This window comes from Caulobacter sp. AVps18 (genome assembly GCF_058681425.1).
Genome location: NZ_CM178737.1, coordinates 1,463,421 through 1,483,762, shown reverse-complemented (window position 1 = coordinate 1,483,762; position 20,342 = coordinate 1,463,421). Strand labels below are relative to the sequence as shown.

Genomic DNA, 20,342 nt, shown 5'->3' with positions numbered 1-20,342 from the left:
AAGGATGGGTTCTAGCAAATGCCTGCGACAAAACAAAAAGGGCGGCCCATTGCGGGGCCGCCCTTCCTGTTCGTCATGCGGAGCGAGGGGTTTAGAACTCGGTGCGCAGGGTCAGTTGCAGGTTACGCGGCGCGCCGATGTGATAGGTCGGGGCCGAGCCGTTCGAAACGCCGGTGATGGTCACGGCGTTCGTACGCGAGCTGATCGAACCGAAGTGATCTTCGTCGAACACGTTGTCCAGGTTCAGCTGGACATAGGTGCGCTTGGCGAAGGGCAGGTCGTAACGCAGGTCCATGTCGATGCGGGTATAGCCCGGCGCCACTTCGTCGTTCACGTCGGTCGAGAAACGGTCGCCCGTGTACTTGGCCTGGACGCCGAACTGCAGCTTCTCGGTGATCGACCAGTCAACGCGGCCCGACCAGGTGTATTCCGGCGTCTCGACAACCTTCTTGCCGGCCAGCGGCAGGATCGCCGTGGCGGCCGTGCCGGTGCGCAGGTCCTGCTGCAGTTCGCTGTTGTTGTATGAGAACGAGGCCGAAACCGTCAGATAGTCTTCCAGACGCCAGGCGGCCTGGGCGTCCAGACCGAAGGCCTTCACGTCACCGACGTTGCGGTCGATGCTGATGCCCAGGTCCTGGTCGAAGGACTGAACGATGCGGTTCTGGAACTTGGTGTTCCACACGGCGACCGAGGCCACCACGTCCGGCATGCTGAAGCGATAGCCCAGGTCGATGGTCTGGGTGGTTTCCGGCTCGACATCGGCCGGGGTGCCCACGCCGTTCCGCAGGGTAGCGGTGTACAGGCTGTCGGTCCGCGGCGACGAGAAGCCCTCGGCATAGCTGGTGTAGATGGTGGAGTTTTCGTTCAGCTCGTAGCTGACGCCGACATTGGGAAGAATGTCGTCGTACTTCACTTCAGCGCTGTAGGGCTTGATGAACTTGGTGGTCGAGGTGCCGAAGGTCACCGAGCCGTCAGCGGCGGCAGCGTTCGGAACCTGGGTGGTGCAGGACACGTTGAAGCCCGAAACCACGCCCGTGATGTTCGACGCGTTCTGAGTGTAGCAGAACTGGTTCAGCTCGCGCTTGAAGAAGGGCGCACGCAGACCGAGGTTGACGACCAGCTTGCTGTCCATGAAGCGACCGCGATAGTCGGCGGCGACCTGGTTGAGCTGGGCGACAGAGGCGCGGTCACGAGCGCGCAGGAAGCTGCCGTCGGCGGTCGAAACCTTGACGCCTTCGCCCTCCTTGCCACCGAACACGTTGGTCGGGGTACCGTCGGCGTTCAGGCGCGCGAATTCGCCGGTCTGACGGTGCTTGCCGAAGTCGGCCGTATAGGCGGCGCGAATGCGATGGTTGTCGTTCAGGTCCCAGATCAGCGAGCTGGTCAGGCCGTAGCGACGGGTGTTGGTCACGCTGGGCGTGAAGAAGGCCACGGTATCGGCGGTATCGCCGTCGCCGTTCAGGTCCAGGCCCGCCACGGTCGAGGTGCCGCGAACCCGGCCGTCGGTTTCCGAGATGGTGCCAAGCTGGCTGCCGCCATCGGCCAGGGTGTACTGGAACGAGGGGTCAACGGTCAGGCGCAGGTTGTCGGCCAGGTGGAAGCTGCCCGAACCACGGATGTTGCCGGTGTTCGACGGGTTGACCTGACGGCCGTAGAAGTCGGCGCAGTTGCCGGGAATGGTCGGCGCGACGGTGGTGATCGTCGCGGTCGCGGCATTGATGGTGCGGGTGACGCACGACTCGGTGAAGTCGAGATCGCGACCGAAGGCGCGATATTCGGGCAGCGTCATCTGGCGGATGTTGCTGTTGCGGTTCTCGTTATAGTGCACGGCCAGGCTGAGGAAGTCGCCATTGCCCAGGTCCTGATACAGGCGAGCATTGTACTGCTTCTTCTCGAATTCGCCGAAGCCCTTCCACTTGTCGTACTTCTGGTCCGACATCGCGAACCAAGCGGTGGTGCCCCAGGGGCCGAATTCGCCGGTGTTGGCCAGGGCGAAGAAGCGCCGGAAGTTCGACTCGCCGATGCCGGCGGTGAAGATCGCGCCCATTTCCTCGGACGGCTTGCGGGTGGTGTAGTTGATCGTGCCGCCGGTTGCCGAGGCCGTCGGGCTGTCGACATCGGTCGTGCCCTGATTGACGCTGGCGCGGGTGATCAGTTCGCCGTCGAGCATCTGGTTGGGATAGACAGCGTAGTTGCCGGTGTCGTTCAGCGGGATGCCGTCGAAGGTCACCGAAACGCGGTTGCCGTCGAAGCCGCGCAGACGGATGTTACCGCCCGACGAGCCGTAGGCGTCGTTGTTGGTGAAGCTCATGCCAGGGACCAGGTTCAGCGATTGCAGGATCGTCTGACCGGTCGTCTGGGTGGCGATGAATTCCTCGTTGATCGACGAACGCGTCTTGGGCAGCGTTTCGGCGATGATGCCGGCAACAGCCTTTTGGCCGGCGGCGGTCACGATAACGCCCTCGACTTCGTTCAGCTGCGAACCGGTCGATTGAGCCATGGCGCTGCCGGCGACGAGCAGGCCGCCCACCAGGGCGCTCGTGGCAAAGCAGGCAATCTTTCTCGAAATCATTGGATATCCCCTCATTCTAGGCGCGCCCCTGACACAGAAGGGACACATCGCGCCGCATGTTAGGGGTTCTGTAGCGATTCATTTCGAAGGTTTGGTGACGGAAACGACACGCCCTCCCCCAAAGTGTCATAATTGTCGCTGCATGCGGAAGAATTGGTCAGTTTTCTCTTACTTGGCTAACTAGGGGATCATGACCGCGCCCCTAAACACGCCCCCGCCCCTCGACCGCGATAGCGACCCTGACCTCAGCCGCGCCTGGCGCATGGCGCTGACTCTGGTGGGCGTACTGACGATCCTGCGGCTGGTGGCGTTGTTCGCCACGCCGTTCGAGCTCTATCCGGACGAGGCTCAGTACTGGTTGTGGTCGCGCACGCTGGACTTCGGCTATTTCTCCAAACCGCCGATGATTGCCTGGCTGATCTGGGCGACCACGTCAGTCGGCGGCGACGCCGAGCCGTGGGTGAGGATCGCGGCGCCGTGCCTGCACGCCGGCACCGCCCTGATCCTGTTTCGCATCGCCCGGCGGCTGTATAATCCAACGACCGGCCTGGCGGCCTGCGCTCTTTACGCCCTGATGCCGGGCATCCAGCTGTCGTCAGGCGTCATCACCACCGACGCGCCGCTGCTGTTTTTCCTGGCTCTGACGATCTGGGCCTATGTGGCCCTGCCGGGTGTGAGCGGGCGACGCAAGGTGCTGGTCGCTGCTGGTCTGGGCGCGGCGCTGGGAGCGGCCTTCCTGTCAAAATATGCGGCGATCTATGTGCTGGCCGGGCTGGGTGCCCATCTGGCCGCTTCGAAGACCGCCCGCAGCGCCTGGACGCCGGCCACAGTCCTGGCGGCCCTCGCCGCCCTGCTAGTGGTCTTTGCGCCCAATGTGCTGTGGAACCTCAATCACCAGTTCGCCACCGTCGAGCACACCGCCTCCAACGCCAACTGGAGCGCCAGGTCGCTGTTCAACCTCCGTGAGCTGATGGAATTTGTCGGCTCGCAGTTCGGCGTGTTCGGCCCTATCCCGTTCGGGGTGCTGGTGGGCGGAACGATCCTTTTGTCGGTGCGAGGGCGGCTGCAGCCGGCCGACATGCTGCTGCTGTGCCTGGCCCTGCCGCCCCTGCTGACGGTCAGCGCCCAGGCCTTCGTCTCGCGTGCCAACGCCAACTGGGCGGGCGTGTCCTATGTGGCCGGGGCGATCCTGGCAGCCGCCTGGCTGGTGCGCTGGAACGCCCGCCGCTGGCTGATCGCCGCCCTCGCCATCCAGGCGGTGTTTGCGGCGGTGTTCATGGTCTGCATGGTCAATCCCCGCGCCGCCGACGCGCTGGGCCTGTCCAACAGCTTCAAGCGGGTGCGGGGCTGGGAACAGGGTGTGCAGGCCATCATCGCCCGGACCCGCGAGGAGCAGGCCCGGGGCGGCGTAACCGCCGTGGCCATGGACGACCGCTTCCTGTTCAATGTCGCCGCCTATTACGGCCGCGACTATTTCGGCAAGAACGGCGCGCCGCCGCTGAAGATGTGGGTCCACGAGGCCCGGCCCCAGAATCAGGCCGAGACCGAGGCCCCGCTGAACGCCGCCCTGGGCCGCCGCGCCCTGATCGCCAGCGTCGAGGGCGAGTACCGGCCCGAGATCGAGCAGGACTTCGCCAGGACCTCGGGCCTGGAAATCGTGCGGGTGCGGCTGGATCGCAAGCACGTGCGCCGCACCGACCTGTTCATCGCCGAAGGCTTCCAGCCCGTGCCGCGCGACCCGGTGACGGGGCTGCCGCCCAAGCCGAAGGCGGCGGCCGAGTAGACGATCCTCCCCTTTTGGGGGAGGTGGCCCGAAGGGCCGGAGGGGGCAGGCGCTGCCTAGGCCCAGATGGCCCCCTCAGTCGCTCCGCGACAGCTCCCCCAGAGGGGGAGCATCCAGAGCGCCCTAAACCGCCACCTCGAACGCTGCCTCGGTCTTGGCCGTGATCTCGTCCACGGTCACGCCGGGGGCCAGCTCGATCAGCCGCACCGGGGTCTTGCCGCGATTGATCTCGAAGACGCCCAGCTCGGTGATCAGCAGATCCACCACGCCCGCGCCGGTCAGCGGCAGGGAACAGGCTTTCAGCAGCTTGGGGGCTCCGGACTTTTCGCAGTGATCCATCACGACCACCACGCGCTTGACGCCGGCCACCAGATCCATGGCCCCGCCCATGCCCTTGACCATCTTGCCGGGCACCATCCAGTTGGCCAGGTCGCCCTTTTCCGAGACCTGCATGCCGCCCAGGATCGACAGGGCGATATGGCCACCGCGGATCATGGCGAAGCTGTCGGCGCTGGAGAAGTACGAGCTGCTGTCCAGCTCAGTGATGGTCTGCTTGCCGGCATTGATCAGGTCGGCGTCCTCTTCACCCTCATAGGGGAAGGGGCCCATGCCCAGCATGCCGTTCTCGCTCTGCAGCGTCACGTGCATGCCCTCGGGGATGTGGTTGGCCACCAGGGTAGGAATGCCGATGCCGAGGTTCACATAGAAGCCGTCCTGCAGCTCCCGGGCAGCACGGGCGGCGACGTCGTCGCGGGTCCAGGCCATCAGGCTTGCTCCTTGGCGGTCTCGCGCGGACGGGTAGTGACCCGCTCGATGCGCTTTTCGAACTTGGCCCCCTTCAGCACGCGGTCGACATAGATGCCGGGGGTGTGGATGTTGTCCTTGTCGAGCGCGCCGACGGCGACGACCTCCTCGACCTCGGCGACCGTGGCCTTGCCGGCCGTGGCCATCATCGGATTGAAGTTCCGGGCGGTCTTTCGATAGATCAGGTTGCCCTCGGCATCGGCCTTCCAGGCCTTGACGATGGCCAGATCGGCCACCAGGCCCCGCTCCATCACATAGAGCTCGCCGTCAAACTCGCGCACTTCCTTGCCCTCGGCCACCAGGGTGCCGACCCCGGTGCGGGTAAAGAAGGCAGGGATGCCTGCCCCGCCGGCGCGGATGCGTTCAGCCAGCGTGCCCTGCGGATTGAACTCCAGTTCCAGTTCGCCGGAGAGGTAAAGCTGTTCGAACAGCTTGTTCTCCCCCACATAGGAGCTGATCATCTTCTTGATCTGGCGGTTCTCCAGCAGGATGCCCAGGCCGAAGCCATCGACACCGCAATTGTTGGAGACGACCGTGAGATCCTTGACGCCCGTCTCGCGGATCGCCGCGATCAGGTTTTCCGGAATGCCGCACAGGCCAAAGCCCCCGGCCATGATGGTCATGCCGTCGAACAGCAGCCCCGACAGGGCCGAAGCGGCATCCTTGCTTGTCTTGTCGACCATGGGTCCTCCGTGTCCGGTTGGCGATCCGGTGTTCGACGAAGGGTCTCGCCCGAGCGCCGAAAAAATTCAACCGTTGATGAATAGATTTTCGATGCGGGGAGAGCGCGTTTGACGAACAAGGCTAACACTGGTGGCGTGACGCCCGCCACCTCGGGCGTGCTGTTGACCCTGGCCCATCCCGCGCTTGAACGGTCTCGCGCCAATCGGGCCATGGCCAAGGCCGCGAAGGGCCTTTCCGGCGTCACCTTCCGTGACCTGTACGAGACCTATCCCGACTTCGCGATCGACATCGAGGCCGAGCAGTCCGCCCTGGTCGCCCATGACGTCATTGCCCTGCAGTTCCCGCTCTACTGGTACTCGACCCCGGCCCTGATGAAGGAGTGGCTGGACCTGGTGTGGCTGCACGGCTTCGCCTATGGCCCCGAGGGCGTGGCCCTGCAGGGCAAGCGCCTGTTCGTGGCCTGCACCACAGGGGCCGGCGCCAAGGCCTATCACGCCCACGGCTACAACCGCTTTACGATGGACGAGTTCCTGCGGCCGCTGGAGCAGACGGCCCATCTGTGCGGCATGGTCTGGGAGACGCCGTTCGTGGTGCACGGCGCGGCGGTCAAGGACGACGACGCGCTGAAGGCCGAAGCTGAACGCTACAAGGCCCGAATCGCCTCGCTGCTGCCGATTGAAACAGGAGCCTGACCGGTGGAATCCTTCCTCACCCAGACCCTCGTCTATCTCGGCGCGGCCGTGATCTCGGTGCCCATCGCCAAGCGGCTGGGGCTGGGCTCGGTGCTGGGCTATCTGATCGCCGGCGTGCTGATCGGCCCCTACGCCCTCTCGCTGATCGGCGCCCAGGCCGACGTGATGAAGTTCGCCGAGTTCGGCGTCGTCATCCTGCTGTTCCTGATCGGGCTGGAGGTGCAGCCCTCCACCCTGTGGGACATGCGCAAGGCGATCTTCGGCCTGGGCGGCGCCCAGGTGGCGGGAACCACCCTGGCGGTCGCCGGTGTGTCGGTCCTGCTGGGCCTGCCCTGGCAGACGGCCCTGGCCGTCGGGCTGGTGCTGGCCATGTCGTCCACCGCCATCGTGCTCCAGACCCTGGATGAAAAAGGCCTCCGCCAGGGCCCGGTGGGCCGCGCCGCGTTCGGGGTTCTGCTGTTGCAGGACCTGGCGGTGATCCCGATGTTCGCCCTGCTGCCCCTTTTGGCCACCATCGCGCCCAGCGCCCATGCCGAGGCCGGCGGTCATGGTGCCAGTCTTGTGGCCAACCTGCCCGTCTGGGCCCAGATCCTGTCGGTGTTCGCCGCCGTGGCCGCCGTAGTGGGGGGCGGGCGCTATCTGGTGCGGCCCTTGTTCCGGTTCATCGCCGAGAGCCGCCTGCGCGAGATCTTCACCGCCGCCGCCCTGTTGATCGTGGTGGGCGTGGCCAGCCTGATGCAGATGGTCGGCCTCTCCCCGGCGCTCGGTGCCTTCCTGGCCGGCGTGGTGCTGGCCGAGAGCGAGTTTCGTCGCGAGCTGGAAACCGACATCGAGCCCTTCCGGGGCCTGCTGCTGGGGCTCTTTTTCATCACCGTCGGGGCCGGCGTCGACCTGCCGCTGATCGCCACCCAGCCCCTGACCCTGATCGGCCTGGTTCTGGGCCTGATGGTGTTGAAGTTCCTGGTCATGCTGGGCCTGGCCCGGCTGTTCGGCGCGCCGCTGCGCGGAGCCGCCGCAGTCGCGACGGCTCTGGCCCAGGGCGGAGAGTTCGCCTTCGTGCTGCTGACCTTCACCGTCGGGGCCGGCGTGATCGGCGCGCCCCTGGCGGCCCTGCTGACCGCCGCCGTCGCCGTCTCCATGGCCCTCACCCCCCTGGCCATGATGCTCTATGAACGCATCGCCGCCGCCGTCGATGCGGCCATCCCCGCCGTGGTCCCCGACACCGGCGACTTCGAGGACGGCGAGCCCGACATCATCATCGCCGGCTTTGGCCGCTTCGGGCAGATCACCGGGCGTCTGCTGACCGCCAACGGCTTTCGCTCTACCGTACTGGACAGCGATATCGAGCAGATCGACCTGCTGCGCCGCTTTGGCCGCCGGGTTCACTATGGCGACGCCACGCGAATGGACCTGCTGCGGGCCGCCGGCATCGAGCGGGCCCGGATGCTGATCGTCGCCTTGGATGATCGGGAAAAGACCGTCGAACTGGTCGAGACGGCGCGCAAGGCCTTCCCCGACCTGGTGATCCTGGCGCGAGCCTGGGATCGACGCCACGCCTATGACCTGCTGGCCAATGGCGCTGACGCCGTCGAGCGCGAGACCTTCGAGTCAGCCCTGTCGCTGGGAACCACCGCCCTGCAGAAGCTGGGCTTCCGGGCCCACCGCGCGCACCGCGCCGCCTCGTTCTTCCGCCGCCACGACCGCCGCAGCTTCGAGGAGCTGCGTCCGATGTGGGGCCAGGAAGAGGCCTATATCCTGGCCTCGCGCGATGCCGCCAAGACCATGGACAGGCTGCTGGCCGCAGACCTCTCACGCATGCGTCCCGGCGACGCGGGCGGTGCCTGGGACACCGCCAGTCTGGAACAGGAGCTGCGCGAGCGGGCGGAAAAAGAAGGGGCGGAGTAGAGCGAACAAGATCCTCCCCCTCTGGGGGAGGTGGCCCAGAGGGCCGGAGGGGGCCAGCACGGCCTAAGCCCAGAAGGCCCCCTCAGTCGCTCCGCGACAGCTCCCCCAGAGGGGGAGCAGCCACCTGCAACCGCCTAAGTGACCGGCCGCAGGACGATTTCGACCCGGCGGTTCTGGCTGCGGCCTTCGGCGGTGGCGTTGTCGGCGATCGGCTGGCGTTCGCCCATGCCGGCCACAAAGACGCGGTCGCCCAGCACGCGGCCATTGCTGACCAGATAGCTGGCCACCGAGCTGGCGCGGCGCTCCGAGAGAATCTGGTTGTAGTCGTCCGGACCGCTGCTATCGGCGTGGCCGACCACGTCGATGGTGGTCTGGGGATAGGCGTTCAGCGTGCGGGCCACATCGTCCAGCACCTTCAGGAACTGCGGCTGCACCTCGGACTTGTCGACCGCGAAGGTGACGTCGCTGGGCATGACCAGCACGATCTGGTCGCCGTTGCGGCGGATGGCGACGCCCGAACCTTCCAGGCTGCGGCGGAAGTCGGCCTGCTGACGGTCCATATAGTTGCCGGCCGCGCCGCCGGCCAGGGCGCCGATACCCGCGCCGATCAGGGCGTTCTTGCGGCCCTGCTCGCCTGAATTGGTGTTGGTCAGATAGCCCAACAGGGCCCCGGCGGCCGCACCGCCGAGCGCGCCTGTTCCGGTGTTGTTGCGCACGGGCATGCCGGTATACGGATCGGTGGTGGTGCAGGCCGTCAGGGCGGCGGCGCCCAGGAACAGTGCTGCGATCGCGGTTTTCTTCATCATGGCCGATTTCCGTGTCTTTTGGTGCGTGTCATCACGCCTGGATCCTTGAGAAGGCAAACGCCTGCTCCATGGTCAAGTTCCACGACGCAACATGACCCCGCGATGAACGGCCCTTCGCTGAAGCGCCTTCCCGGTGTAGTAAGCCTGAACTTACTAATTCCCGCCCGACCTATTGAGGCTTCGTCCCGTGTCCACCTCTGCAATCGAACCGGTCTCGTTCACGCTGTACCACAAGGATTTCGCCGGCTTCGCCCAGGCGCTGGGCGCTTCGTTCGAGCGATATGGCTTCGCGGTATTGTCGGAATACGACATGGACCAGGACCGGATCGATGCGGCGATCTCCGACGCCAAGGCCTTCTTCGCCCTGCCGGTCGACACCAAAAAGCAGTATGCCGGGATCAAGGGCGGGGCCCGGGGCTACATCCCGTTCGGGGTCGAGACCGCCAAGGGCGCCACCCATCACGACCTGAAGGAATTCTGGCACATGGGCCGCGACCTGCCGCCCGGCCACCGCTTCCGCGCCACCATGGCCGACAATGTCTGGCCGGCCGAAATCCCGGCCTTCAAGCATGATGTCAGCTGGTTCTACAACGCGCTCGACAGTATGGGCGGCAAGGTTCTGGAGGCCATCGCCACCTATCTGAAGCTGGACCGCTATTTCTTTGCCCCCACCATCGAGAACGGCAACAGCGTCCTGCGCCTGCTGCACTATCCGCCCATTCCCCTGGACGCCACAGGCGTCCGGGCCGGAGCCCACGGCGACATCAACACCATCACCCTGCTGATGGGGGCCGAGGAAGGCGGGCTTGAACTGCTGGACCGCAACGGCGACTGGCTGCCGATCAACCCGCCGCCCGGCTGCATCGTGATCAATATCGGCGACATGCTGGAGCGCCTGACCAATCACGTCCTGCCCTCGACGGTCCACCGCGTACAGAACCCGCCGCCGGAGCGTCGCCACATCCCGCGCTATTCGACGCCGTTCTTCCTGCATTTTGCGTCGGACTACGAGATCAAGACCCTGCCGGGCTGCATCACGCCGGACAATCCGGACCGCTATCCGGAATCGATCACCGCCGATGAGTTCCTTCAGCAGCGTCTGCGCGAGATCAAGCTGGCCTGATCGTGGAGCTGGCTGGGACCTAGAGCGCGTTCCGAAAAGTGGGAACCGGTTTTCGGAATGAAACGCGCGTGAAAACAAAAGGCTAGAGCGGGTGATCTGATTCCGTCAGATCGCCCGCTCTAGAAGTCCACCGCCACGCCCTTGCGTTCCCAGTCGCCGTAGCGCGTCGGCTCGGGACCGTCGCGGCCGCCGCGTTCCTCTGCAAGCGCGAGGGCGGTGGCTTCGGCCTCGGCCCGCCGGGCAGCGGCCTCAGCCAGGGCGCGCAGCGCCGCCGGCGACAGAACCTTGTCGGGCGCAGCGCCCTCGGGCGGATTTTCGATCTCTGACATGACCCTTTCATAGCACAAGACCCGTGAGCAACCATCCAAGACACTTGCGTTCAGCCCCTTCGCAGGGCACGGCGGGGGCGTGACTCAAGAACTCAATGACGGCCTGCCCGCCCGGGAAGCCGCGCTTACCCTCATGGACGCGGCCCTGTCGCGTCGCGGCGGCCTCGACGAAGCCGCATCGGCCCACGGCTTCCGGTTCCTGGAGCCGCGCGAGCGGGCCTTTGCCCGCGCCCTGGCCATGGCCGCCCTGCGCCGCCTGGGACCGATCGACCGCGCCCTGTCGGCCAAGCTGGCCAAGGAGCCGCCGCCCCGGGTGCGCAATCTGCTGCGCCTGGGCGCCGTGCAGGCCTTCTATCTGGAGGTGCCGGCCTTCGCCGCCGTCGCCACCAGCGTCGAGATGGCTGGGGCCAACAAGGCCAGCCGGCCGTTCAAGGGCCTGGTCAATGCCGTACTGCGCGGTCTGCTGCGCGATGGCCCGCCTTCGGATGATCCCGAGCACCTGGCCCCGCCCTGGCTGATCTCGCGCTGGACCAGCGCCTGGGGTCAGGAGACCGCCCGCGCCGTCGCCGCACAGATCGCCAATGAACCGGCCACCGACCTGTCGCTGAAGGACCCGGCCCTGGCCGCCTCCTGGGCTGAAAGACTTGAGGGCGAGGTCCTGCCCGGCGGGACGCTGCGCCTGGCTCGCAAGGGCGACGTGGCCGCCTGGCCCGGCTTCGAGGAAGGGGGTTGGTGGGTGCAGGATGCCGCTGCCGCCATTCCGGCCCGCTTGCTGAACGTGAAGCCCGGCGAGACCGCCGTCGACCTGTGCGCCGCGCCCGGCGGCAAGTCGCTGCAACTGGCCGCTGCCGGGGCCGTCGTCACCGCCGTCGACCGCTCGGCCGCCCGGCTGGAGCGCCTGACCGACAATTTCAGGCGCATGGACCTGACCGCCGAAGTCGTGGTCGCCGACGCCGGAGCCTGGGACGATAGCCGTACCTTCGATGCGGTGCTGCTGGATGCCCCCTGCTCGGCCACTGGCACCTTCCGCCGCCACCCCGACGTGCTGTGGGCCGCCCGGCCAGGCGATGTAGCCAGCCTGGCCAATGTCCAGGCCCGCCTGCTGGACGCCGCCGCCGACAGGACCAAAGTCGGCGGGCACCTCGTCTATTGCGTCTGCTCGCTGGAGCCCGAAGAGGGCGAGGCCCAGGTCGAGGCCTTCCTGGCGCGCCGCCCCGACATGCGGCTGGACCCCATCGCGTCCGGCGAGGCCGGGGCCCCGGCCGCCAGCCTGACGCCCCGTGGCACCCTGCGCCTGTTGCCCCATCACCTCGACGGCGGCCAGGACGGTTTCTTCGCGGCGCGGTTCATCAGGATCCCCTAAATCCGTTCTTCCCGGCGAAGGCCGGGACCCAGACCGAACCCAGAGCGCCAGCTTGGCTGGCTCAGAGACCCGGCTTTCGCCGGGGAGAGCGGGATTGAAACGGGGTTGCGAGGCAACAACCCCGCCTTGTCCGACGCCGCGACCCCGGTTAAGCCAAGGGCATGACCGCCGCACCGCTGATCGCCCCGTCCATCCTTGCCTCTGACTTCGCCAAGCTGGGCGCTGAAGTCGCCGCCATTGAGGCGGCCGGCGCCGACTGGGTGCATGTCGATGTGATGGACGGCCATTTCGTGCCCAACATCACGCTGGGCCCCGACATCGTCAAAGCCATCCGGCCGCATGCCAGCATCCCGTTCGACGTGCACCTGATGATCAGCCCGGCCGACCCTTATCTGGAGGCGTTCCGCGCCGCCGGGGCCGATATCATCAGCATCCACCCCGAGGCGGGTCCCCACCTGCATCGCTCGCTCAAACGCATCCGCGAACTGGGGGCCAAGGCCGGGGTGGTGTTCAATCCCTCGACCAGCATCGACCATGTCGAATGGATCCTGGAGGATGTGGACCTGTTGCTGGTCATGTCGGTGAACCCGGGCTTTGGCGGCCAGAGCTTCATTCCCGGCCAGCTGCGCAAGGTGGAAGCCCTGCGCAACATGGTCGACAAGGCCGGCCTCGACATCATCATCGAGGTCGACGGCGGCGTTACCCCGGCCACCGCCCCGCAGTGCGTGGCCGCCGGGGCCACGGCCCTGGTCGCGGGCTCGGCGGTGTTCAAGGGCGGGCCCGAGGCCTATGCCGGCAACATCCGCGCCCTCAAGGGAGGCTGATCCTCTTCGATGGTCCTCGAACGCATCGCTCGCGGCCTGCCCGGACTTCCCGCCCTTCCCCGTGGCGGCGTCCTTCTGCGAGCGATCGGCGCCGAGGCCCGAAACCATCTGGAGCGCGAGTGGTTCGGTTCGCCGCCGCACCGCCTGGCCCTGTCCCTGCCCCGCCCCCGGGGACTGGCGGCCCACCCGCATGACCCCCGGCCGGTCGATGCCGAGCATGGCCGCAAGATCCTCGCCGGGGTCCTGACCCTGTCGGGCGACGCCCTGCGGATCGGCGAGGCGGGCGACCCGTTCAACACCCCCAGCCCCTCGCGCCGCTTCGCCCTGGCCTTGCACCGTTTCGACTGGCTCGCCGACCTGGTCGCCGCCGGGCCGGGGGGCGCTCGCCGCGCCCTTCGGCTGATCGACGACTGGCGCCGGGTGTTTGGCCGCTGGAACGGCTTTTCCTGGAGCGGCGAGTGCCTGGAGCGGCGGGTGTTCCACCTGGCCTGCGCCGCCCGCAGCCTGGCGGCCGAAGCCTCCGACGCCGAGATCGCCGACCTGTCGATGGATCTGGCCCGGGGCGCGCGGCAATTGCTGAAGGCCTCTGACGCCCCGGACCGCAATTTCGAGCGCGCCGTCACCGTGGCCATCGCCGGCTGCGTGCTGGACGGGCCGCCGGGCGAGCGGTTGATCACGGCGGGCCTCAAGATCGTCGAGCGCGACATGGAGGCCATCGTCCGGCCCGACGGCGGCCATGCCAACCGCTCGCCAGAGGCCGGGGTCGAGCTCCTGTTCGACCTGCTGACCCTCGACGACGCCCTGGGCCAGCGCGGCCGCCCCTCGCCCGAGGCGGTGTCGCGGGCCATCGACCGCCTGTCTTCGGCGGCCCGGTTCTTCACCCTGGCCGATGGCCATCTGGCGGCCTTTCATGGCGGCGAGGCCCTGCCCGCAAGCCGGATCGCCGCCGCCCTGGCCCATGACGACGCCGGTCCCCGCCCGCCGGACGCCGCCCGCCACAGCGGCTTCCAGCGGATGCAGGGCGGCACCATCCAGGTGATGGCCGACACCGGTCCGCCGCCGACAGGACAGCTCAGCCGCGCCGCCTGCGCCCAGCCCGCCGCCATCGAGATCGTCTGCGGCAAGGACCGGCTGGTCACCAGCTGCGGCTGGAGCCCCGAGGCGACCGGCGCCCACGCCTTTCGCCTGTCTGACGCGGCCTCGACGGTCTCGGTGGGCGACGGCTCGGCCGGCCGGCCGCTGTCGGGCTTTCGGGCCAAGGCCCTGGGCCCCTGGCTGGTCGACGGCGCCACCGACGTTCAGGCCAAGCGTCACGACGCCGAGGGCGGGGTGTGGCTGGACATCAGCCATGACGGCTGGCGGCGCCTGGGCCTGACCCACGCCCGCCGCCTGTTCCTCGACGCCGTCGCCGACGAGCTGCGCGGCGAGGACAGCCTGATCCCCCTCGTGCAAGGCGACGCCGCCGGCCCGCGCCGCTACCTGCCCTTTGCGGTCCGCTTCCACCTGCACCCCGACGCCAACGCCTCCATCGCTCGGGACCGCAAGAGCGTGCTGATCCGGGGGCCCTCGAATGTCGGCTGGTGGCTGCGCAACGACGCCGTCGACGTCGAGATCGCTTCCTCGGCCCATTTCGACCACGGCCAGGCCCGCAAGGCCGGCCAGATCGTGCTCAAGAGCCAGGTGCGGCCGGAGGTCGGCGCCAAGATCCGCTGGAAGCTGGTGCGGGCGGAGGGGCATTAGGGGGCGGTCTTGCGCCCTCCGGCACGCGCGGAAAGCCGGCGCGCTTCCTTCAGGAAAGGCGTGCCGTCCGCCAGGAAGGCGTGAACGACCTTAAGCGCCGGGTGCTTCTGGGTCCCGTGATTGCTCATGAAGACAATGTAGGTCGCACCGTGGCTGAGGCGCCGAAGGCCGACCTCAGGACAGAACTGCGAGCTGTCCGCTTTGGCGAAGTGGGCATACGCAGCCATTGGTGGTCCATAGGCGGGCTCGGTTGGCGGACCACTTCGAATGTCAAACGCGCCGCCCGTGTCGACCCAACGATTGCGGGGCTTGCCCTTCAAGGTCTCAAGAACCTCGAACTCGACCGCCGAACTGCTGCAGGCTTGATTTTCCAGCTCAGCGGCGCGCTTGTCTGCCATGTAGGCCGCCATGAATTTCGCCGAAGCCTCCCCTGGGGCCGGCGGCGGCGGTCCGGCCTTCCCATAGTCGCAGGGCATGTCGCCGAGGAAGGCCTGCAGACGCGCTTTGGATGACTTCGCCCGGACCAGATAGACGCCCTCGGCATGTTGAAATTGCTCGCCGAAATAGGCGGGCCAGTGGCTGTCCATCACAAGCAAAGGAGAGGCCGTGCAGGTGGTCGCCTGGGCATTGCTCGTCGCGCCCAAGGCCAGAACTGCGACCATTCCCAGTCCGGCAATTCGCATCTGGTACTCCATCCCTACAACATCGAATAGGCCCGCATCGGTGCCCTCGCGCAACCCTGAGGCATACTGCCAAGATGCCCGCCTGTGGGATGTGAACTTTGCGCACGGCTGCGCTGCCTCGCGCTTTCGCTGCGATGGTGATGGGAAGGGTCGCGGAGCGCCCGGGCCTCGCCCGGAGGATTGTGTAGTTGAGTACCGTTTCGACGAAGACGAGCGCTCCGCGTAGTCCGATTTCCGGTGAGCCTCCAGGGCGCGGGGTTTTAACCCGCTCCCGACGTTCGGCCCCCGGCGGGTGGAGGGGAAAGCGACCCCGTCCAGACCGTCCAGGCGATTTCAGCCCGGACCTGTTGCGCATGTCGGGCGTCGCCAAAGGGTGTTCCCGGTGGTCCGGGCCCGGCCTCGACGCAGCGCCCTCAATGGACACCTGCTCCGCCAGACCCCACCGGGCCTTCAAACGACGGCCGACGGGCGCTTCCCGCTCGACCACCCCTGACAGCCGTCGCAGTCGCCGGCCGGACGCCCTTCCCGTGCTGTCAGGTGGGATCAGTATGGGGGGCGTTTTGAGCGCGTCTGATGGGCGCGCTCGTTCTTTTTTCAGGGCGCTGAAATTGCTGGGGTTTGCGGGTTATGCGCCGGGGATGGAGGAGGCTGGATCCCCGTAGATCCTCCCCCTGAAGGGGGAGGCGGCCGTCAGGCCGGAGGGGGAAGTCCCCTCGGGGCCGGCAGCACCACCCCCTCCGTCTCCCCCGCCTTCGCGGGGGCGACACCTCCCCCTTCAGGGGGAGGATTGGCCTCAAACCGCCCCATGCCCGGACAGCTTGAACACCGCCTCCAGGGCCGGGTCGGCCGGGCGGCCCAGGACGCGGTCGGCCATGTAGTCGCCGACCATCGGCCCGTGCTTGAAGCCGTGGCCACCGCCGCCGAAGGCCAGCCAGACATTGTCGTAGTCGGGATGCCGGTCGAGGATGAAATGGCTGTTGGCGGTGTTGTCCACCTGGCAGACGCGGGTCTCCAGGATCGGGGCGTCGCGCATCGCGGGGAAGCGGGCGCCGATATAGTCGCGGCCCTTTTTCAGCAGATAGTCCGTGGCCAGACGTTCGGCACTGTCGGGGTCCATGCGCACCCGGCCGTCGGCCTCGGGCGAGTATTTCAGGCCGCGCTCCAGACTGCCGAAACCATAGCCGCCGCGCACATGGTCATGCCAGGCGGGCTGGTTGGGCCACGAGAACCGCGCATCCCCGGCCGGCGGGCCCCAGTAGAAATACTCGCTGCGCCAGACATCGACCCTAGGGCGGGCCAGGGCCGGGAACAGCTTCGGGGTCCACGGACCACAGGCGAAGACGAACTGTCCGGCGGCCAGGGTCTCGCCGTCGTTCAGAGTCAGGGCGTCCAGGCGACGACCGCTCGCGGCGCCGGGCATTGCCCGGGCGATCCGCGCCGAGCCGCCCTTTTTCTGGAACACGTCAGAGACCACCAGCATGCTCTCGCGGGCCTTGATCACCGCCGCGCTGGCCGAGGTCTCGACGAAGGCGAAGTCCACATCATCAAAGGCCATCTGCGGATAGGCCCGCCGCAGCTCGTCACGGGTCAGGACCGCATAGGGCAGTTTCAGATCCTCGAAGATCTTGCGCTGGGCCAGCATGGCCGGCAGCCAGGCGTTTGCCAGTTCGATGCGGTCATTGGCATAGAGCAGCTTGCGGCCAAACTCGGCCTCGCGCTTCTTCCAAAGGGCCAGGGCCTTGAGCGACCAGTCCGAATAGAAGCCCTGGGCACCATAGCCGGCCCGGATCGAGCGGGTCTCGCCCGAGGACGAGGCGCGCGGGCTGACCGGGCCATAGGCATCGAGATTGATCACCCGCAAGCCGCGCTCGCGCATCGACAAGGCGCTCCAGCCGCCAAACGCCCCGGCCCCGACCACCACGACATCGGCCAGGCCACTGACGACGGCCGGCGCGGCCACCGACGGACTGGCGGCGGCGGCCAGGGCCCCGCCGGCCGAGACATTCAGAAACGTGCGCCGGTCGATCATCGCGTCATCCTTCAGTGGGCGCAGTGGCCCGCCGGGATATGAGGCGAAGGGGGGCGTCCGGCATAGGCGTTTAGCGACGGCCGGGGCGATCTTGGCGACAAGCCCGCAATTGCCTGCTCGCCGGGCGCCGGAGGATCAGACCCCGGCCATCTCGGCGATCACCTTCAGCGCCGCTTCGCGCGGATCATTGGCCGAGGTGATCGGACGACCGCAGACCAGATGGCTGGCACCGGCGCGCAGGGCCGCTTCGGGGGTGGCGGCGCGAGCCTGGTCGTTCTTGGCCGACCAGAAGGGGCGAACGCCGGGGGTGACGACCAGGAAGCCAGGGCCGGCAATCTCGCGGGCCAGGGCCGCCTCGTGCGGGCTGCTCACCACCCCGTCGACGCCGCAGTCCAGAGCCTGGCGGATGCGCCGCTCGACCAGATCGCGGGCCCCGAAAGCATAACCCATCTCGTTGAGGTCAGCGTCGGTCAGGCTGGTCAGCACCGTCACCGCCAGGATCTTGAGGTCGGAACCGCCGCGCGCCTGCACCGCCGCCCGCATCACCTGGGGCTCGGCATGGACGGTCAGCAGGTCACAGCCCGCCCCGGCCAGCACCCGGGCCGAGCGTTCGACCGTCGCGCCGATGTCGTGCAGTTTCCAGTCGAGGAACACCTGTTTGCCCTGGGCCTTCAGCTCGCCGGCCAGGCCCATGCCGCCGGTGGCCAGCAGTTCCAGCCCGATCTTGTAGAAGCTGACCGTGTCGCCCAGCCGCTCGACCATGGCCCGGGCCTCGTCGACAGTGGGCAGGTCCAGCGGAACGATCAGGCGCGGATCGGCAGTCATGGGCGGTTCCCGGGGGTTGGCGCGCGGCCACGCTTCACCTTAAGACAGGCAGCATCGGGCGCGTTGAAAAGGTAAGGACGTCGAATGACCGAGGCCAATCTTGCCGTCAACTTCTTCGTCGCCCTGTTCGCCCTGATCGACCCGATCGGCAATGTGCCGCTGTTCGCCGCCGCCACCCTGGGCGCGGCCGCTGCGGGACGCCGGATGGTGGCGGTCTATATCGGCCTGTTCATGGCCGCCTTCCTAGTGTTCTTCTATTTCAGCGGCGTGGGCCTGCTGGCCTTTTTCGGCATCTCGATGCCGGCCTTCCGCATTGCCGGCGGCATCATCCTGTTCATCCTGGGGCTGGACATGGTGCGCGACGACTTCACCACCATGTTCGCCGACGCGGCCGAGGGCATCGAGGGCCAGTCGCCGCGCGTCTATGCCAAGGCCCGCTTCGAGCGCCTGATCGTGCCGTTCGCCATGCCGCTGCTGATCGGGCCCGGCTCGATCTCGACGGTGATCATCTATGCCGCCGAGGCCAAGCCGTTCGGCGCCTCCGGCATGGCCCTGGGCGTCAGCGTGATCGCGGCGGTGTCGCTGGTGACCGTCCTGACCTTCTGGGCATCGCCCCTGATCAGCAAGGTTCTGGGCCGGATCGGCATGAGCATCGTGGTGCGGGTGCTGGGCCTGATCCTCTGCGCCCTGGCGGTGCAGTTCGTGATGGTCGGCGTCGCCGACGCCACGCGCGGCCTGGTGCGCCAGGACGCCAAGGCCCCCTACGCCGAAAGCAAGTAAGGCGGCGTCAGAAGCGGTCGCCGCCCAGCTTGGCGCGACCGTAAGCCGGCTTTCGCGGGGCGGCGATTCCGACTACGAACGGAGCATGAACCTCGCAGATCCGTTCCTGATCCTGACCCTCGTGTTTGCGCTGCTGTCGCTGGCGGCCGCCCTCTGGGCCCTGGCCGCCTCGAAGCGCGCAACCGCCGCCGACGCCCGGGCCTGGGAGCTGAACGCACGGCTGGTCCAGGCCGACGAGCGGGCCCGGCTGCTGGAGGACCAGACCACCACCCAGGCCGAGCTGATCCGCGCCCAGGCCGACAAGCAGGCGACCATGACGGCCAATACCGTGGCCGAGGCCCTGATCAAGCGCACGGAAGAGAACTTCAAGAGCCGCGAGTTGCTGTCGCAGCAGCGGCTGGAAGCCCAGCTCAAGCCCGTGGCCGAGACGCTGGCCAAGTTCGAGGCCCAGGTCACCGCCGTCGAAAAGGCCCGCGCCGAGGAAACCGGCGGACTGAAGGCCCAGATCACCGCCCTGATGGAGGCCTCGGCCGCCACCCAGTTCGAGGCCCGCAAGCTGTCGGCCGCCCTGCGGCGCGGGGCGGGCGTGCAGGGCCGCTGGGGCGAGCAGACCCTGCGCAACGTTCTGGAGGCCGCCGGCCTCAACAAGCGCTTCGACTTTGAGGAGCAGTTCAGCGTCGACACCGACGAGGGCCGCCGCCGGCCTGACGTCAAGGTGCGGATGCCCGGCGGGGCGGTGTTCGTGATCGACGCCAAGTGCTCGCTGAACGCCTTCCTGGAAGCCCAGGAACTGACCGAGGACCTGCCGCGCGAGGCGGCCCTGCTGCGCCACGCCCAGAGCGTGCGGGCCCACATGACCAGCCTGTCGGCCAAGTCCTACTGGGATCAGTTCGCCTCGGAAGGCTCGCCCGACTTCGTGGCCATGTTCGTGCCCGGCGACAGCTTCCTGGCCGCCGCGCTGGAGCGCCTGCCCGACCTGATGACCGAGGCCATGGACAAGCGGGTGCTGCTGGTGACGCCCACCACCCTGTTCGCCCTGTGCAAGGCGGTGGCTTACGGCTGGCGCGTGGAAGACCAGGCCAGGAACGCCGCCAATATCGTCGCCGTGGGCCGCGAACTCTACAAGCGCGTGGCCGTGATGGGGGCCCATGCCGGGGCCGTCGGCAAGGCGCTGGAGTCGGCGGTGGGCAAGTACAACCAGTTCGTCGGCTCACTGGAGAGCCAGGTCCTGACCCAGGCCCGCCGGTTCGAGGATCTTTCCGTCGACCATGAGGGCAAGGACATTCCGGAACTCGTACCGGTGGAATCGGGCGTTCGGGCCCTGAACAAGCTGTCCCCCCAGGCGGGGCCGGGACAATCCCCCACCTTGACGCTGGGAAATGAGACCCTTACCTGACACC

Annotated in this window: 17 protein-coding genes; 9 read left to right on the top strand and 8 right to left on the bottom strand. The window is 67.6% G+C overall.

Features of this window, described 5'->3' with window-relative positions; all coding sequences use genetic code 11:
- Positions 1 to 91: 91 nt before the first annotated feature.
- The gene (locus ACW179_RS06880) at positions 92 to 2,572 is read right to left on the bottom strand and encodes a TonB-dependent receptor (RefSeq protein ID WP_492063558.1); all 2,481 of its coding nucleotides are present in this window, start codon (positions 2,570 to 2,572) and stop codon (positions 92 to 94) included.
- A 190-nt stretch (positions 2,573 to 2,762) separates the two neighbouring features.
- On the opposite strand from ACW179_RS06880, the gene ACW179_RS06875 reads away from it, so the two are divergent.
- On the top strand, positions 2,763 to 4,355 hold the full coding sequence (locus ACW179_RS06875) for an ArnT family glycosyltransferase (RefSeq protein ID WP_492063557.1): 1,593 nt from the start codon (positions 2,763 to 2,765) through the stop codon (positions 4,353 to 4,355).
- A gap of 123 nt (positions 4,356 to 4,478) precedes the next feature.
- Here the strand turns inward: ACW179_RS06875 and ACW179_RS06870 are convergent, their stop codons facing one another.
- Both ACW179_RS06870 and ACW179_RS06865 read right to left on the bottom strand, forming a co-directional pair.
- Positions 4,479 to 5,120: a 3-oxoacid CoA-transferase subunit B gene (locus ACW179_RS06870; RefSeq protein WP_492063556.1), complete on the bottom strand. Its 642-nt coding sequence runs from the start codon at positions 5,118 to 5,120 to the stop codon at positions 4,479 to 4,481.
- Positions 5,120 to 5,842 (bottom strand): CoA transferase subunit A, encoded by a 723-nt coding sequence (locus tag ACW179_RS06865; RefSeq protein WP_492063555.1) that lies wholly within the window; start codon positions 5,840 to 5,842, stop codon positions 5,120 to 5,122. The genes ACW179_RS06870 and ACW179_RS06865 overlap by 1 nt, the downstream gene beginning before the upstream one ends.
- Before the next feature lie 108 nt (positions 5,843 to 5,950).
- Between ACW179_RS06865 and kefF the strand changes: the two genes are divergently transcribed.
- Positions 5,951 to 6,535: a glutathione-regulated potassium-efflux system oxidoreductase KefF gene (gene kefF / locus ACW179_RS06860; RefSeq protein ID WP_492063554.1), complete on the top strand. Its 585-nt coding sequence runs from the start codon at positions 5,951 to 5,953 to the stop codon at positions 6,533 to 6,535.
- Between the two features lie 3 nt (positions 6,536 to 6,538).
- Positions 6,539 to 8,440 carry a monovalent cation:proton antiporter-2 (CPA2) family protein gene (locus tag ACW179_RS06855; protein WP_492063553.1) on the top strand — a complete coding sequence of 634 codons (1,902 nt, stop codon included), beginning with the start codon at positions 6,539 to 6,541 and terminating at the stop codon, positions 8,438 to 8,440.
- Positions 8,441 to 8,574: 134 nt separating this feature from the next.
- On the opposite strand, the gene ACW179_RS06850 is transcribed toward ACW179_RS06855, so the two are convergent.
- Positions 8,575 to 9,246: a YiaD family glycine zipper/OmpA-like lipoprotein gene (locus ACW179_RS06850; protein ID WP_492063552.1), complete on the bottom strand. Its 672-nt coding sequence runs from the start codon at positions 9,244 to 9,246 to the stop codon at positions 8,575 to 8,577.
- 187 nt (positions 9,247 to 9,433) lie between these two features.
- Here ACW179_RS06850 and ACW179_RS06845 point away from each other — a divergent pair, with 187 nt between their 5' ends.
- The gene (locus ACW179_RS06845) at positions 9,434 to 10,369 is read left to right on the top strand and encodes an isopenicillin N synthase family dioxygenase (protein WP_492063551.1); all 936 of its coding nucleotides are present in this window, start codon (positions 9,434 to 9,436) and stop codon (positions 10,367 to 10,369) included.
- Between the two features lie 119 nt (positions 10,370 to 10,488).
- Here ACW179_RS06845 and ACW179_RS06840 read toward each other — a convergent pair whose 3' ends face one another.
- Complete coding sequence (locus ACW179_RS06840; RefSeq protein WP_492063550.1) at positions 10,489 to 10,698, bottom strand: DUF1674 domain-containing protein; 210 nt, start codon at positions 10,696 to 10,698, stop codon at positions 10,489 to 10,491.
- A gap of 79 nt (positions 10,699 to 10,777) precedes the next feature.
- On the opposite strand from ACW179_RS06840, the gene ACW179_RS06835 reads away from it, so the two are divergent.
- From ACW179_RS06835 to ACW179_RS06825, 3 genes are all read left to right on the top strand, one after another.
- Complete coding sequence (locus tag ACW179_RS06835; RefSeq protein WP_492063549.1) at positions 10,778 to 12,061, top strand: RsmB/NOP family class I SAM-dependent RNA methyltransferase; 1,284 nt, start codon at positions 10,778 to 10,780, stop codon at positions 12,059 to 12,061.
- A gap of 161 nt (positions 12,062 to 12,222) precedes the next feature.
- Positions 12,223 to 12,885, top strand: a complete 663-nt coding sequence (rpe, locus tag ACW179_RS06830) for a ribulose-phosphate 3-epimerase (protein ID WP_492063548.1) — start codon at positions 12,223 to 12,225, stop codon at positions 12,883 to 12,885.
- 9 nt (positions 12,886 to 12,894) lie between these two features.
- Complete coding sequence (locus ACW179_RS06825; RefSeq protein ID WP_492063547.1) at positions 12,895 to 14,625, top strand: heparinase II/III family protein; 1,731 nt, start codon at positions 12,895 to 12,897, stop codon at positions 14,623 to 14,625.
- Here the strand turns inward: ACW179_RS06825 and ACW179_RS06820 are convergent.
- The 3 genes from ACW179_RS06820 to pyrF all read right to left on the bottom strand — a co-directional run bounded on the left by ACW179_RS06820 (position 14,622) and on the right by pyrF (position 18,162).
- Positions 14,622 to 15,362, bottom strand: a complete 741-nt coding sequence (locus tag ACW179_RS06820; protein ID WP_492063546.1) for a hypothetical protein — start codon at positions 15,360 to 15,362, stop codon at positions 14,622 to 14,624. The genes ACW179_RS06825 and ACW179_RS06820 overlap by 4 nt on opposite strands.
- Positions 15,363 to 16,101: 739 nt before the next feature.
- Positions 16,102 to 17,337 carry an NAD(P)/FAD-dependent oxidoreductase gene (locus ACW179_RS06815; protein ID WP_492063545.1) on the bottom strand — a complete coding sequence of 412 codons (1,236 nt, stop codon included), beginning with the start codon at positions 17,335 to 17,337 and terminating at the stop codon, positions 16,102 to 16,104.
- A 135-nt stretch (positions 17,338 to 17,472) separates the two neighbouring features.
- Positions 17,473 to 18,162, bottom strand: coding sequence for an orotidine-5'-phosphate decarboxylase (gene pyrF / locus ACW179_RS06810; RefSeq protein WP_492063544.1), 690 nt, complete (start codon positions 18,160 to 18,162; stop codon positions 17,473 to 17,475).
- A gap of 84 nt (positions 18,163 to 18,246) precedes the next feature.
- Here pyrF and ACW179_RS06805 point away from each other — a divergent pair, with 84 nt between their 5' ends.
- Positions 18,247 to 18,942: a MarC family protein gene (locus ACW179_RS06805; RefSeq protein ID WP_492063543.1), complete on the top strand. Its 696-nt coding sequence runs from the start codon at positions 18,247 to 18,249 to the stop codon at positions 18,940 to 18,942.
- 85 nt (positions 18,943 to 19,027) lie between these two features.
- Positions 19,028 to 20,338, top strand: coding sequence for a DNA recombination protein RmuC (locus ACW179_RS06800; RefSeq protein ID WP_492063542.1), 1,311 nt, complete (start codon positions 19,028 to 19,030; stop codon positions 20,336 to 20,338).
- The last annotated feature ends 4 nt before the right edge of the window (positions 20,339 to 20,342 follow it).

Coding starts and splice junctions, on each gene's coding strand:
- ACW179_RS06880 (WP_492063558.1), bottom strand. CDS start 2,572: ATGATTTCGAGAAAGATTGCCTGCTTTGCCACGAGCGCCCTGGTGGGC.
- ACW179_RS06875 (WP_492063557.1), top strand. CDS start 2,763: ATGACCGCGCCCCTAAACACGCCCCCGCCCCTCGACCGCGATAGCGAC.
- ACW179_RS06870 (WP_492063556.1), bottom strand. CDS start 5,120: ATGGCCTGGACCCGCGACGACGTCGCCGCCCGTGCTGCCCGGGAGCTG.
- ACW179_RS06865 (WP_492063555.1), bottom strand. CDS start 5,842: ATGGTCGACAAGACAAGCAAGGATGCCGCTTCGGCCCTGTCGGGGCTG.
- ACW179_RS06850 (WP_492063552.1), bottom strand. CDS start 9,246: ATGATGAAGAAAACCGCGATCGCAGCACTGTTCCTGGGCGCCGCCGCC.
- ACW179_RS06840 (WP_492063550.1), bottom strand. CDS start 10,698: ATGTCAGAGATCGAAAATCCGCCCGAGGGCGCTGCGCCCGACAAGGTT.
- rpe (WP_492063548.1), top strand. CDS start 12,223: ATGACCGCCGCACCGCTGATCGCCCCGTCCATCCTTGCCTCTGACTTC.
- ACW179_RS06825 (WP_492063547.1), top strand. CDS start 12,895: ATGGTCCTCGAACGCATCGCTCGCGGCCTGCCCGGACTTCCCGCCCTT.
- ACW179_RS06815 (WP_492063545.1), bottom strand. CDS start 17,337: ATGATCGACCGGCGCACGTTTCTGAATGTCTCGGCCGGCGGGGCCCTG.
- pyrF (WP_492063544.1), bottom strand. CDS start 18,162: ATGACTGCCGATCCGCGCCTGATCGTTCCGCTGGACCTGCCCACTGTC.
- ACW179_RS06805 (WP_492063543.1), top strand. CDS start 18,247: ATGACCGAGGCCAATCTTGCCGTCAACTTCTTCGTCGCCCTGTTCGCC.
- ACW179_RS06800 (WP_492063542.1), top strand. CDS start 19,028: ATGAACCTCGCAGATCCGTTCCTGATCCTGACCCTCGTGTTTGCGCTG.